Origin of the sequence: Kribbella sp. NBC_00709 (genome assembly GCF_036226565.1) — a bacterium.
Taxonomy (GTDB): domain Bacteria; phylum Actinomycetota; class Actinomycetes; order Propionibacteriales; family Kribbellaceae; genus Kribbella.
Window position 1 is genome coordinate 4,632,088 of the sequence record NZ_CP108996.1, and the last position, 13,055, is coordinate 4,645,142.

Sequence of the window (13,055 nt, forward strand, 5' to 3'; positions counted from 1 at the left end):
CATTACCGGTCGGCCACCGGGGTGAGCGTGACGGTGACGGTGCGGTTCTGCGCGTCGGTGTGGAACGGCGGGTGCGCCTGATCGCCGGACTGCATGCTGAACGCCGTCAACGGCAACCCCGACGCCGCACTCAAATCCTGCGTCGCTGCCCGCGCCCGCAACAACCCCGTCCGCGAGCCGCCCGAACCACTCCCACCCGGCACAACAACCGAGTACCCCGTCACGGTGATCGCCGCCCGCAGCCCTTGGAGTCGCTTGCCCAACGCATCGAGCGCAGTCGTGCCGGTCGAGCTGAGCTCCGTCCCGGCCGCGAACAGCCCGTCGCCGAACAGCACGCGCACCGCATTCGGCTCCCGCTGCACCACCACACCCGGCCCCGCAACCCGCCGCTGGATCACATCCAGCTCTTTCCCCGCAGTCGCCGCCGAGGCCCGCTGCGCAGCCTCCAACGCCGCCAGCCGCCGAGCCAACTCAGCCGCCCGCTCCTCCGCCCCAGGCGTGATGCTGGTGGTCCCCGACGTAGGTGCCGGTTGCGACGAGGGCGGCTGCGTGAATGGCTCATCTGAGCTGCGATCGAGGGCGACCACCCCAACCGCCGCAACCAGGACAATCGCGGCCGCTCCCGCCACGATCGGCAGCACCGGACGCGAGGCCCGCCGCCGCGCGCGAATCGCCGCAATCGTCTTGCGCCCTGCCGTCGCCCCCGCAAGCATCTCCGTCGCGGGCGGCTCCTGTTCGGTAGCGACCGCCTCCTGTACTCGGGCCCAGAGCGCATCGGCCTCGGGCCAGTTCTTCTGCTGGGCTCGGATTCGGGCCAGTAGGTCCAGGACCTCTGGGGAGGCGTCGCCTGAGTTGTCGAGCTCGACCAGCAGGGCCGCGGCTCCGGCGAGATCGCCTTGGCGGGCGGTGTCTGCGGCTCGGCTCAGGGCGACCTGGTGGCGGAGGTCGGTGATGATCGCGGTCATTTGGTCAGTCCGATGATTGTTTCGCGTTCGTCCCGTGGCAGCAGGCGGATCATCTGCTGTACGACGTGTTCCACCGTCCGCTGGTCGCGCTTGTTGATCGCGTCCCGCCCCTCGCGAACCAGCCGGTCGGCCTCCACGGTCGCCGGCAACAGCCCGGGCTGCTGGACGATCGCCCAGTACGCGTCCTCGTACCATCCGGGTTGCCGCCGATGCAGCCGCGCCATGAACACCGCGGTCCGCTCCGCGACCGAGTCGATCGCGTTCAGGTCGCGCTCGTCGATCGCCTGCTGGGCCTGCTCGCGCAACGCCGTCAGCTCCTGCTCGTCCCGCACCGCACCGGCCTGCTGCACCAGCTCACCGGCCTCGGCGAGCAGATCGAGCAGCTCGCCCGTACGGCGAGGCAGCTCCGCCAGCTCGTCGATGTCGTCGAGCTCCGCCTGGAAGTCCCGCAACCGATCCTCGGCCGTCGCCGCAGCGCCGGCATCCGTGGCCGCCGCCCGCACCTGCTCCCGAACGACCGGCAACGTGCCCTCGGCCTCGAGCCGCCGCAGCCGATCATCCACATCCGGCAACTCCGCGGACCGCTGCAATACCTCGAACCGATCCTCGGCTTCCGCCAACTGCTGCGTGAGTACGTCGGACGACGGTGTCCGCACCGACCCGAGATCGATCTCGGCCTCGAACTGCGCCCCGATCAGCGGTACGTCGGCCACCACCGTCACGAGGTTCGACGCGTCCACCTCGAACGTGACCTCGACCTCGGTCCCGGACGGCAGGTCCATCCGCAGATCGACCGGCCGGATCGTCAGTTGACCGACGGGCCGGTTCCGGTTCGCCCGCACCCGCTCGCCCTGGACCACGGGGATCCGGATCATCGCCTCGTCGTCGCGCCGGAGCAGTGTGCTCGACGTACGGAACGTCTCGCGGGCCGTCGTCGGTACGCCGGCGCCCTTGCGCAGCAGCGGTGAGAACGTCGTGTCGGCCAGCTGGATGCCGAGCGAGTGCGCGAGCCGTGCACCACCGAACGTCTCGGTCCGGTGCGTGATCGACAGCGTGTTCGGGACGACCTTCTGCGGAGCGCCGGCCGGGTCGATCAGCTCGATGGTGAAGCGCGACGTACGCCGCTCGTCCACGTCGACCTCGGTCGCGAAGGCGCCGACCCGGTTCAGCGCGATGTTCGCAGTACGGAACGGCGGCCGTCCTTCGGGGTTCGCCAGCACCACGGAGTACCCGGTCCAGTCCAGGTCGCGACCGGCGCGCAGCCGCCCGGCCACGGTTGTCGTGGTCGCCGTGACGGCCGGCTCGTACGAGAGCTCGACGGCGAACTCGCCCGCCGCCGGCGCAGCGGCCAGCGGCGCGGGATGCCGGATCGTGCTCGCGAACACGGCGGCGCCGCGAGCCACCACGGTCGACGGGTCGAGCCGGGTCTCGAGTTCGATGCCGATCCCGTCGGCCGGGTCCGCGAGCCGCTCGCGCAGGCCGGGCGAGAGCGTGACGCCGCCGACCAGCAGCAGCTTGTCGATCGCGTCCGGCGACAGGCCGTTCTCGCGCATCGCCTCCCGGCACAGGTTGATCGCGCGAACGTAGTACGGCTCGGCGACCCGGTCGAGCCCGTCGCGCGTGAGGGTGAAGTCGAACGTCTCGAGGCCGCCCGGCGTGTCCAGCTCGATCAGTACCGACGTCGACGTGATGCCGGACAGCGCGATCTTCGCCTCCTCGGCCGCTGCCTTCATCCGGGCGAAGTTCCGCCGGTGGTCCGGGTTGTCCCGCGAGAAGCCGGTCAGACCCAGCTCGGCCGCCGCGGCCGGTGCGAGGACGCGTTCGACCAGGGCCCAGTCGATCAGCTTGCCGCCCAGGTAGGGATCGCCGGCGTGGTGCAGCACCCGCAGTTCGCCGTCGCGCTTGTTGATCACCGCCGCGTCGAAGGTCCCACCGCCGAAGTCGAACACCATCCAGTACGCGCGGTCGCTCGTGTCCTGCAGGCCGTAGGCGAACGCGGCCGCGGTCGGCTCCTGCAGCAGCGGCGAACCGGGTACGAAGCCCGCCAGCGTCGCCGCCTCGACCGTCGCCTTGTTCTGGTTCAGCGCGAAGGCGGCCGGGACCGTGATCACCGCAGCGGTCGGGACCTCACCGTTCAGGTATCTGGTCGCGCTGCTCCGCAACGTCTTCAGCACCTCCGCCGACAGTTGCGGCGGCGTGAGCCCGACACCGGCCCGGGTGAAGGTGTGGGTCACGTCCGCGAGACCCATCTCCAGCTTGAACTCGGCGGCGGTGTTGTCCGGGTCGCCTTCCACCCGGTCGCGCGCCTTCTTGCCGACCCGGATCTCACCCGCGCGCGGAATCCAGATCGCCGACGGCGTCGTGTCCTGACTCTCGACGTTCTTGATCACCGCCACCGCGTCGCCCTCGGCCAGGGCGATCGCGCTGTTCGTCGTACCGAGGTCGATCCCGATGTCGATGGTGTCACGCATGGCTTTCCTCACTGTCGGCTTTGCTGGGTACGGCGACGATCACCTGAGCGGTCTGGATCCGGCGGTCGTGGTGGTACACCGCCGGCCGCACCGTCTCGACGACGGTCTCGACCGTCACGTCCGGGTCGTCGGAGTAGAGCAGTACGTCGACCGACCGACCGGCGTGGAAGGGCTCACCGTCGTGATCCTGGATGCTGATCCCGGCGGTGGCGAGCGCCTCGGTGCAGGTCCGCAGGTAGCGGGCGGCCTGCTTGCCCTGGCCGTCGTTGCCCTGAGCAAGCTTCCGCCGGGCCCGCCAGAGATTGGTCGCCGCCTCCGCCAGTGCGTCGTCGTCCCCGGATTCCGGAGCAGGTACGTCGCTGAGCTCCGCTAGGTACCGGTCCAGGTCGCCGTACTCCGTCCCTGACCAGCGCGGCGCGGCGATCCGGAATGCCTTGTGCTGCCGCCACTGGCGGACTGCGGCCCAGGTCATTTGAGCGCTCCCTTGAACGGTTTGTTGTCGGCGCGGTGCACCAGGCAGTAGGCGTACTTGACCTGCTTCGGCTCGCTCCACCAACTCGCGTCCGGCGAACCGGCCCAGGTGGTGAAGCCGGCCAGGCCGGGAACCCCGCGGGCACAGGCCTTCTGTGCCTGCGCGATCACGGCGTCGTCGCCGGGCCACGGCTGACCGGGCTTGTAGAGCGTGGGGTAGCCGAAGATCTGTGCCCAGTGCCACTCGGTGCAGCGCACGATCGCGACCTCGGCGGTGAGCTGGTCCGGGATCGGATCCCGCACGCAGGCGCCGACCGGCGCGTTCTGCGCGATGTCTGTGGCGAACACGCTCATCGACACCGGTTTCGGTACGTTCGGCAGGCTCGGCTTCGCCACTCCGCCGCCCGGGATGTCCACGTTGTCGTGGCGATGGATCACGCAGGCCGCGTAGTTCTCGTACTTGCTCTGGTTCTTGCCGGTGTTCCAGTATTGCGCCGGCGCATGGATCGCGTTGACGTCGTACTCCGCCGGGTTCAGGTGCTGCTGCGCGAGCGCCTCGCCGCACTGGAAGTTGGCCAGCGCGGTCGCCTGGGCGTCTCCGGGGTACGGCGCGGGCGTCCTGGAGATCCGTACGTACGCGAGGACCTCGCCCCAATGCTGCTTGCCGCAGTCGCTGCGACGGAGCTTGGTCGGCTCGGACAGCCAGTCGTCGGCCTGCTTGCCGAGGCAGGTCCCGGCCGGCGCGTTGTCGGCGATCTTTTCGTTGTAGACGTTGACGTTTCGCGGCCACCAGTGCCAGACGCCGAGTCCGATCAGCGCCAGGACGATCAGCCAGATCACGAGTGCCCGCGCACGCCGCCGGCGACGAGTACGCGGCGGCCCGGCCGGACGCTGTCTGGTCTGACGCTGTCTGGTCTGACGCTGTTTGGTAGGACGCTGTTTGGTTGGGCGCTGTTTGGTCGGTGGGCGGTAGGGGGAGACGGGAGAGCGGCCCGCGGAGATGCTGGCGAGCATCTGGTCGATCTCGGCCAGCAACGCCGGCGAATGGGTCTGGCGGCGAACCTCCCGGAGCAGCCGCTGAGCGGCGTACTTGCCCTGCATCCGGTACAGGTAGTCGACCTGCCCGCGGAACTCCTCCATCGACCGCCGGTTCTCGTCGAGCATCCGCCGGTTCTCGCGCACCAGCGAGATCTCGTGCTGATCGAGGGCGAGCGCCGCGGCTCGATCCAGGTACTGCTCGGCGCGGCCGTCGCTCACCTCGCCACGGTTGATCAGCTCGACCGCGCAGTTGTTCAGCAGGATCGCGAGCTGGTTGTGCAGCGCGGCGGTCCGATGGTTCTTGCCGGATGGCAGCAGCGCGTCAAGGCGTTGCAGGCGCGGCAGGAGCTCGGTCTCGATCTCGGCGACGATCGGCTCGACCGGTTCGTCGCCGATCTGCTGGGCGATCTGCGTACGCCGGTCCTCGAGGTCCTCGTACAGCGGGGAGGCCGCGGACTCGAGCATACGGCGATGCAGAGCGTCCGCCTTCGGGAACCGCCCGGCGTGCGAGACGAGCCGGGCGGCGCGGGCGGCCGGGCCGGACACCGCGAGGTCGACGGCCGGTTGGGTCAGCGCTCGCGGCAGCTCGCGCCGGATCTCCTCGACGGCCGACCGATCGAGTTGCCGGTCGTCCAGGTCCCGGACCCGGGCCTGCAGGTGGCGTGACAGCGCGGCGGCGCCGACGACCTTGCCCCAGTTCTGCCGGGCGCGGGTCCAGTCGCTGTCCGGTGGGGTCAGGCCCCATTCGGAGGACTGCTCACGAGCGATCGCTGTGCTGTGCGCCTTCACCGCGAGGTCGTGGTTCTTGTGCAGCTCGAGCGGGCAGCCGCAGTCGGAGACATCCGTGCCCCACGGTGCGAACACCTCGTGCACCAGTCGTCGGCGGGGGTCGCCCAGGATCAGGTCGCAGGCGGCCTGGATCTCGTGCGGGTCGCGGGAGGTCGCCGTACCGAGGTCGATGTCGGCGCCCATCTCCAGTGCCGCGCGCAGCCGCTGCGCGACCTGCCGGGTGGTCCGCCCATCCGCGTCGGCGAGCAATCCACTGATACGGAAGGCGTTGCGCCGGTAGAGCTCCGGCCCGGCCAGTCTGCGCAACTCGTCGACGATCGGATCGGGCACCGGCTCACCCCCAGGTGTCAGGCGGTTTCGAACCGACGCTCGCCGGCCCGTTCAACCACCTTCGCACCGCGTCGAGCCGCCCGAAGGCGCGTTCGTACCGCTCTGGACCCACCCTGGATCGGCCGTAGATGTCTCCTGGATCGAACCTGAATCAGGGGGCGGTGTTGAGGAGGTCGAGGGCGGATTGCTGGCGGGCTGCGTCGAGTTTGTCGACGGGGCCGTACCAGCGGAGGCCGTACTGGTCCATCGGGGTGCGGTCGGCGGTGAAGGCGCGGTCGGACTGGCGTTGCAGGTAGGACGTGTACGGGTGGTCGGAGAGGACCGCGTTCAACTTGCCGAGGCCGCGGACGTGCGCGCCCTTGAACGACGGGCCGTCGCCGCCGCAGTCGCCGTCCTCGCAAGGCTCGCGCAGGATGCCGTCTGCCGTGTGCAGCGACGACGCGGTGGTGGATGCGTCGGCGAGCTGGCGAGCGGAGGTCAGGTACGCCGAGTTGTTCGTTGCCTTGGACAACTCAGTGAGCGCGCCGATCAGCACGCCCTGGTTGTACGTCCACGCCGTGTCGCCGTTGTTCTTACAGGTGGACAGGTCGATGCCGTCGTTGACCAGGTTCGAGCCGTTGATCATCCCGGTCTGCTGGAACCAGGTCCAGCCGGACTGCGCGCGCTGCAGGTACGTCGAGTCGCCCGCGACCCGGGTGTGCAACTGCGCGTTGAGCTGGATGTAGAGCGAGTTCGAGATCGCGTTCTTGTACGTCTTCGCCTCACTCCACCAGACCCCGCCGCCGCAGGTGTTGTCCCAGTACGCCGCCATGTGGTCGGCGTCGGCGCGTGCCGTCTGCAGGTACCGGGCGTCGCCGGTGACGTCGTACGCCGCGACCCAGGCCAGACCCCACCAGCCGGTGTCGTCGATGTAGTCGTTGCGGAACTGCCCTTCGGCCTTGCTGAGGTTGAGGTCGTACGTACGGGCGATCGCGTACTCGTAGCTGTGCATGCCACTGACGCGGATGTTGTCGATCAATGCGTTGAGCGCGTTGGCCGAGTTCCACCAGCCGGTGGTGTCGAACAGCCCGGTGGACAGGTTGTAGTCCTGCATCAACGCGGTCGCGGCCGCCGTACGACGGTCCCAGGCGTTCCAGGTTGCGCGCGCCCACGGCGTACAGGCGATGTCCGCGCGGTCGCCGGCCATGCCGCACGCACGGAGGGCGCCGACGCCGAGGTTGTTCCAGTCGTCGACGTTGTACATCAAGGTGCGCCAGCCGCGTTGTCCGGCGGGGATCGCGGCGTTGCCGAGGCGGCTGCCGTCGGACCAGGTACGGCCGCCGTCCATCGAGCGGTCCAGCCAGATCTCGTCGCCGTGGTTGCCGTTCTCGATCGAGGCCCAGCCCATCGCGTCGTCGTCGTCGATGTGCAGCGTGATCGTGCGGCCGAACAGGGTCGTCGAGACCGGCGTGCGGTCCTTCGGGGCGAGCGCGGGGTCGCGGGCGTCGCAGTACTTGTTGCAGATCGTTGCCTGGGTGGACATGTTCACCTCCGGCGTCACCGGCGCCGGTGGGGGCGCGCCGAGGGGAGCGATGAGCAGGGCAAGACTGGAAACGATTCCAACGGACATCACGGATCTCCCCGGGGCGGTAGGAAGAATGCGGTGTCACCGAAGGTAGGTGCCCGCCTCCAGCCCGTCAAGGGATGGCCTGGATAGGTTCACCTACCGCGTTGCGGGTTCCCCCACCGGAATACCGCCCGTGAACCCACCACGGGATGGGTGAACCCATCCCGTGGGAGGAGGGCGGCGGCGCGGGGGTGGGGGTGGGGTCAGGAGGTGAGGAGGGCGAGGAGGATGCCTGCGGTCAGGACGAGCGTGGCGGCGGCCGCGAGCCGGCGGCCGCGGGCGCAGCGGCGGGTGATCGCGGTGCGGTCCGGGCGGATCGTGCACGGATCGAACTCGAGACCGTCCGCTGGTGCGATGACGCTGCCGATTCGCGCGAGCAGCGAACGCTCGGCCGCCTGCCGGGTCGCCTCCTGTACGACGCGGCGCCGCAGGAACTCCCGGTGCCGGGTCGCCGGAACAGTGACGTCCGACGGGGCGATCAGGCTGTACGGAAGCTCACGAGGGAGCGCGAGACCCGGCGGGAGCGCGCACTGGACCACCGCGTGCGCCGCCGCCACCCGCCTCGCCCGGCTGATCGCAGGCGGGAGGATCAGGTAGGCGAGGTGGACGAGAGAGCGGTAGTCGTCGAGCAGCAACGCCTCGACCAACGGCTCTTCCCTGGTGGGCCCCTGAATCGGACCCGGAACGATCGGGGTCTCGATCGTGGCGGACATGCAGCTCCTCGTATCGGCGGCGTACCTACGTTCCAACGAACGAATCACTGACCAGTCACGAAGTGGTCGACTAGTCTCCGTGTCATGAGCACTGGTGACGGGGTTGCGGGGCAGTGGGGCGGGACCGACGTACATTTCGGTGAGGACGGCGGGCGGCTCACGTACGGCAGCTACCTGCGCCTGGCCGAGCTCCTCGACCAGCAGCAGCTCGAGTCCGATCCGCCGGCCCACGACGAGCTGCTCTTCATCACGATCCACCAGGTGTACGAGCTGTGGTTCAAGCAGGTCCTGCACGAGCTGACCGCCTCCCGGGACGCGATGCTGGCCGGCGAACTCTGGCTGGCCGAGCACCTGCTCCGCCGCGTCCACACGATCGAGCGTGTGCAGACGCAGCAGGTCGACATCCTGGAGACGATGACCCCGCAGGACTTCGGGGAGTTCCGGCATCGGTTGTCGCCGGCGTCGGGGTTCCAGTCGGTGCAGTTCCGCGAGATCGAGTTCCTGTCCGGTGCGAAGGATCCGTCCTTCGTACGCCGCTTCCGCGGGCTGACCGCGGCCGAGCAGGAACGTCTGCGCCTCCGGCTGGAAGAGCCGACGCTGTGGGACGCGTACCTCGAAGTACTCCGGAAGGCCGGCTTCGACACCGACTCCGAGGACTCCGTCCGGCACGCCCTCCGCAAGGTCGCCGGCGACAGGTCGCAGTACGCCGCGATCTGGGAACTGGCCGAGGCCCTCCTCCAGCACGACGAACTGGCCGCCGCCTGGCGAGCCCGCCACGTAGTCATGGTCGAACGCATGATCGGCACCAAACCAGGCACCGGCGGCTCCTCCGGCGCCAACTACCTCCGCAGCCGCCTCGACCTCCGCTACTACCCCCTCCTCTGGAACCTCCGCACCGCTCTCTGACCCCCACCCCAGGCGGTTTGGGGAAACAAATGTGCACCTGGTGGCTATTTCTTTCCCCAAAGATCGTGCGCCGCCACGCTGGGCGCTAGTGTCGCGACGCACGGTCGCGGGCACTGGGACAGCTCGGCGAAGGGATGTGGGCGTGAAGCTCTACTCGGATGTGGGGATTCAGCGGGTTGGGCAGGTGGTGGGGGACCTGGTGTTCGTGGTCTGGGTCTGGGTTTGTGTGGAGTTGGGGTTCATCGTTTTCAAGATCACCAACGCGTTGGGGCTTCCGGGGCGGAAGGCGGCTTCGGCGGGGGATGGTTTGGCGGGGCAGTTGCGGCGGTTGTCGGAGCCGATCGGGAAGGTGCCGGCGGTGGGGGATCAACTGCGGTCGCCGATCGATGGCGCCGCGGGGGCGGCGGGGCAGATGGCGCAGGCTGGGCGGGACATGGCGCATGCGGTGGAGCAGTTGGCGTACTTGCTCGCGGGCGTGACGATCGCCTTGCCGGTGTTGTTCGCGGTACTGATCTGGCTTCCGCGCAGGATCCGGTTCTCGCGGCGGGCGACGGCGGCGCAGCGGTTCATCGACAGTGCTGCGGACCTGGACCTGTTCGCGTTGCGAGCGCTGGCGAACCAGCCGATGCACAAGCTCGCGAAGATCTCCGACGACCCGGTCACGGCTTGGCGCGAGCGCGACAGCACGGTCATCGCCCAGCTGGCCACCCTCGAACTGCGCTCCAACGGCATCAAACCGCCCCCTTAACTGCGGCTTGACGATCTCTTGAGGGCGCTGAAGCTACGCTCAGGGGCATGGCGCGGGTGCTGCTGATCGAGGACGACGACGCGATCCGGGCGTCGTTGGGGAAGTCCCTGACGGCGGCCGGACATGTCGTCTCGGCTGTCGCGGCCGGCGCCGACGGGGTGGCGGCGGTGGCCCGGGAGAAGCCTGAGGTCCTGCTGCTCGACCTCGGACTACCGGATCTCGACGGCCGCGACGTACTGGCGATGGTGAGATCCGTCAGCGACGTACCGGTCATCGTGGCCACCGCGCGGGACGACGACGCGAGCGTGGTGCGGCTGCTCGACGCGGGCGCCGACGACTACGTGATCAAACCGTTCAGCGCGGCGCAGATGGATGCACGGATTCGCGCCGTACTGCGAAGGCTCGGGCAGGACCCGCAAGGTGAGACGACCGTCGAAGTCGGCGGCTTGCGGATCGATCCGCGGAGCCGGGAGGTGACCGTGGACGGGGCGGCCGTGGAGCTGACCCGGAAGGAGTTCGACCTGCTGCTGGCGTTGTCGCGACGGCCGGGCGCGGTGGTGACCAAGCGGGAGCTGCTCGCGGAGGTCTGGGGGTTGCCGTGGGGCGGTGGCGACCGGACCGTCGACGTACATCTGTCGTGGTTGCGGCGCAAACTCGGCGAGACGGCGGCCGAGCCGCGGTTCCTGCACAGCGTCCGCGGAGTCGGGATCAAGCTCGCGGCGGACGGCTGAGCATGCGGCGGCGGATCCTCCTGCTCTCGGTGGGCATGACCACGTTGGTCGTGCTCGCGTTCGCCGTACCGCTGGTGATTCTGCTGCGCAGTACGACGGCCAGCGAGGCGAAGGACAAGGCGCTGTACCGGGCCGAGACCGTCGCGTACTACGTCGGCGACAAGGACCACACGGCCGACGACATCACGGCGTACATCGACGGCTTGAAGGACGGGCCCGGGAACATCTCGGTGCGGATGCCGGACGGTACGACGCTGGGCCACCCGCCGCCGGGTGGGGTGCCGACACCCAAGTCGATGCCGGCGGACTACAAGGACGGCGACGGCGACGACAAGGGACCGCCGAAGCTCGGGGACGCGGACTATCGCGATGTCAACGGCGGCATGGCGGTCGATGTCGCGGTCGATACGCCTGCCGGGCCTGCTTCTGTTTGTCTGTATCTGACCGCGGACGAGCTGTACGACGGGTTGGTGCCGCAGGTGCTGATCCTTGTCGGCGGGAGCCTGCTCGTACTCCTGCTCAGCATCGTCGGGGCGGAGCTGGTGTCGCGGCGGTTGGCTCGGCCGTTGGAGGAGACCGCGAGTACGGCGGAACGCCTGGCCGCCGGGGATATGGAGGCGCGGGCACCGACGACCGGTCCGGTGGAGGTCGCCAAGGTCGGGTCCGCGCTGAACGGTCTCGCGGACCGGATCGACGAGGTGATCGCGGTCGAGCGTGAGGCCGTCGCGGATCTGTCGCATCGCTTGCGTACGCCGCTGACTGCGCTGCGGCTCCAGGTCGAGGCGATGCCCGATCGGGAGCGGGCGGAGGAGCTGAACACGCAGGTGACGAGCCTGGAGCGGACGTTGACCGCGGTGATCAGCGCGGCACGTCGCCCGCAGCGCGAAGGGCGGGTGCCGCACTGTGACGCCGTCGAGGTGACGCGTGCTCGGGCGGCGTTCTGGGAGCCTTTGTTCGAGGATCAGGGGCGGGAGCTTGCGTTGGACCTGCCAACGACAGCTGCGATGGTCCGCTCGTCGTCGGAGGATCTTGCGGCTGCGCTCGATGCGCTGGTCGAGAACGTTGTCGCGCATACGCCTGACGGCACACCCGCGCAGATCACCCTGACCCGTGACGCTTCCCACGTCCGCATCACCGTCGCCGACGAAGGCCCCGGAATCCCTCTGGGGGCAGGCGAACGCGGCCGGTCCGATCGAGGCTCCACCGGTCTAGGCCTCGACATAGCTCGCCGGTACGCCGAAGCCACCGGAGGCCACCTAACCATCCACCGCAACCAGGTAGAACTAACCCTCGCGGCCAGTTGAGTCCGCCCCGCGCGCTACCTGCTCCTCGACGCGCTCACTCCGCCCGTTCCCGCCCACCCCCCGGACATACGAACTGCCGCTCGCGGGTGACTGCCTGGCCGGTGCCGTGAGGTGACTGTGGTGACGTGGAGCGCACGGATCAGTCGAGGGTCCACACGGTTACGTCGACGAGCATGTCGTACGGATCCTTCTTGGTCGACACGACGCGGATCGCTGCCAGGCGTGCACCTGCTGGGTTGTTCGCCGGGTCCTCCTTGACGCAGAAGGTCTTGCCCTTCAGGACTGCGAAGTCGTTCTGCGTGTGGTTCGTGTTGATGGCATCGACGCACTGGTCGTGGGTCGGTGCAGACGAGGATGCGATCCCGCCGACCGTGGAGTGCAGTTGGACAAACGGATACTCGCCTCCGTAGAACATCCCCACGGAGAACTCGGTCCCGACGCCGTCCGTGACATTGGGCTGCGCTTGGTCGATGTCAAGGCCGTCCCTGTCCGGCAGGTGGAGCTGCCGATGCCACACGACTGCCTGCGAACCCGGCGCAGTGCTGGGCCCGTCTGTCTGCTCGGTGTTCGTGACGCTGCTCGTCACAGTCGCCGTGGTGGTGGCGATGCTGGTGACAGTCGCGGTTGGTGGGGCTGGGTTGATGCTTTGGGGTAGGGCTCCGGCTTGGCCTAACACGATGGTCAGGATGGAGCCGATGATGGCGGCTGCGGCTGGGATGCCGGCGATGAAGGCCGGGTGGCGGTGCCAGGCGTAGTCGCGGTTGTCTTTGGGCGTGCTTGTCTTGGTCGTGCTCATGTGGTTCCCCCCACGCGTGCTTACGATCGGTCAAGAATGGCGCAGCTGTGGGGGCCCGTCCATAGCAGAGAGTGACTAGATCTTCGAAGGGCGCTTCGCGAGTGGGGTGACCTGGATCTTCATGTAGGGGACAGCAGCGGCCCGAAGAGTTCGCTGCCCCACCTGACCCCGGTGGCGCCTCGCTGCC

At 69.0% G+C, this 13,055-nt stretch carries 11 protein-coding genes; 4 read left to right on the forward strand and 7 right to left on the reverse strand.

Annotation, left to right across the window (positions count from 1 at the left end; all coding sequences use genetic code 11):
- Positions 1-2: 2 nt before the first annotated feature.
- From OHA18_RS22840 to OHA18_RS22865, 6 genes are all read right to left on the reverse strand, one after another.
- Complete coding sequence (locus OHA18_RS22840; RefSeq protein ID WP_328997297.1) at positions 3-965, reverse strand: hypothetical protein; 963 nt, start codon at positions 963-965, stop codon at positions 3-5.
- Positions 962-3,436, reverse strand: a complete 2,475-nt coding sequence (locus OHA18_RS22845) for an Hsp70 family protein (protein ID WP_328997298.1) — start codon at positions 3,434-3,436, stop codon at positions 962-964. Before OHA18_RS22845 ends, OHA18_RS22840 begins: the two co-directional genes overlap by 4 nt.
- A complete protein-coding gene (locus OHA18_RS22850) occupies positions 3,429-3,908 on the reverse strand; it encodes a hypothetical protein (RefSeq protein WP_328997299.1) in 480 nt (159 codons plus the stop codon). The genes OHA18_RS22845 and OHA18_RS22850 overlap by 8 nt, the downstream gene beginning before the upstream one ends.
- Positions 3,905-6,064 carry a septum formation family protein gene (locus OHA18_RS22855; RefSeq protein WP_328997300.1) on the reverse strand — a complete coding sequence of 720 codons (2,160 nt, stop codon included), beginning with the start codon at positions 6,062-6,064 and terminating at the stop codon, positions 3,905-3,907. The genes OHA18_RS22850 and OHA18_RS22855 overlap by 4 nt, the downstream gene beginning before the upstream one ends.
- A 151-nt stretch (positions 6,065-6,215) precedes the next feature.
- Complete coding sequence (locus OHA18_RS22860) at positions 6,216-7,673, reverse strand: glycoside hydrolase family 76 protein (RefSeq protein ID WP_328997301.1); 1,458 nt, start codon at positions 7,671-7,673, stop codon at positions 6,216-6,218.
- A gap of 200 nt (positions 7,674-7,873) precedes the next feature.
- Entirely contained in the window at positions 7,874-8,383 is a 510-nt protein-coding gene (locus OHA18_RS22865; protein WP_328997302.1) for a hypothetical protein, read from the reverse strand.
- Between the two features lie 84 nt (positions 8,384-8,467).
- Here OHA18_RS22865 and OHA18_RS22870 point away from each other — a divergent pair, with 84 nt between their 5' ends.
- From OHA18_RS22870 to OHA18_RS22885, 4 genes are all read left to right on the forward strand, one after another.
- Positions 8,468-9,289: a tryptophan 2,3-dioxygenase gene (locus OHA18_RS22870; protein ID WP_328997303.1), complete on the forward strand. Its 822-nt coding sequence runs from the start codon at positions 8,468-8,470 to the stop codon at positions 9,287-9,289.
- 142 nt (positions 9,290-9,431) lie between these two features.
- Positions 9,432-10,037, forward strand: a complete 606-nt coding sequence (locus OHA18_RS22875) for a hypothetical protein (RefSeq protein ID WP_328997304.1) — start codon at positions 9,432-9,434, stop codon at positions 10,035-10,037.
- 47 nt (positions 10,038-10,084) lie between these two features.
- Positions 10,085-10,768 carry a response regulator transcription factor gene (locus tag OHA18_RS22880; RefSeq protein WP_328997305.1) on the forward strand — a complete coding sequence of 228 codons (684 nt, stop codon included), beginning with the start codon at positions 10,085-10,087 and terminating at the stop codon, positions 10,766-10,768.
- A gap of 35 nt (positions 10,769-10,803) precedes the next feature.
- Positions 10,804-12,072, forward strand: a complete 1,269-nt coding sequence (locus tag OHA18_RS22885; protein WP_328997306.1) for a sensor histidine kinase — start codon at positions 10,804-10,806, stop codon at positions 12,070-12,072.
- 139 nt (positions 12,073-12,211) lie between these two features.
- Here the strand turns inward: OHA18_RS22885 and OHA18_RS22890 are convergent, their stop codons facing one another.
- The gene (locus tag OHA18_RS22890; RefSeq protein ID WP_328997307.1) at positions 12,212-12,868 is read right to left on the reverse strand and encodes a hypothetical protein; all 657 of its coding nucleotides are present in this window, start codon (positions 12,866-12,868) and stop codon (positions 12,212-12,214) included.
- Positions 12,869-13,055 lie beyond the last annotated feature (187 nt).

What these genes read in the sequence shown, in the direction of transcription:
- OHA18_RS22840 (WP_328997297.1), bottom strand. Translation starts at nt 965, where the DNA reads ATGACCGCGATCATCACCGACCTCCGCCACCAGGTCGCCCTGAGCCGA.
- OHA18_RS22845 (WP_328997298.1), bottom strand. Translation starts at nt 3,436, where the DNA reads ATGCGTGACACCATCGACATCGGGATCGACCTCGGTACGACGAACAGC.
- OHA18_RS22850 (WP_328997299.1), bottom strand. Translation starts at nt 3,908, where the DNA reads ATGACCTGGGCCGCAGTCCGCCAGTGGCGGCAGCACAAGGCATTCCGG.
- OHA18_RS22860 (WP_328997301.1), bottom strand. Translation starts at nt 7,673, where the DNA reads ATGTCCGTTGGAATCGTTTCCAGTCTTGCCCTGCTCATCGCTCCCCTC.
- OHA18_RS22865 (WP_328997302.1), bottom strand. Translation starts at nt 8,383, where the DNA reads ATGTCCGCCACGATCGAGACCCCGATCGTTCCGGGTCCGATTCAGGGG.
- OHA18_RS22870 (WP_328997303.1), top strand. Translation starts at nt 8,468, where the DNA reads ATGAGCACTGGTGACGGGGTTGCGGGGCAGTGGGGCGGGACCGACGTA.
- OHA18_RS22880 (WP_328997305.1), top strand. Translation starts at nt 10,085, where the DNA reads ATGGCGCGGGTGCTGCTGATCGAGGACGACGACGCGATCCGGGCGTCG.
- OHA18_RS22885 (WP_328997306.1), top strand. Translation starts at nt 10,804, where the DNA reads ATGACCACGTTGGTCGTGCTCGCGTTCGCCGTACCGCTGGTGATTCTG.
- OHA18_RS22890 (WP_328997307.1), bottom strand. Translation starts at nt 12,868, where the DNA reads ATGAGCACGACCAAGACAAGCACGCCCAAAGACAACCGCGACTACGCC.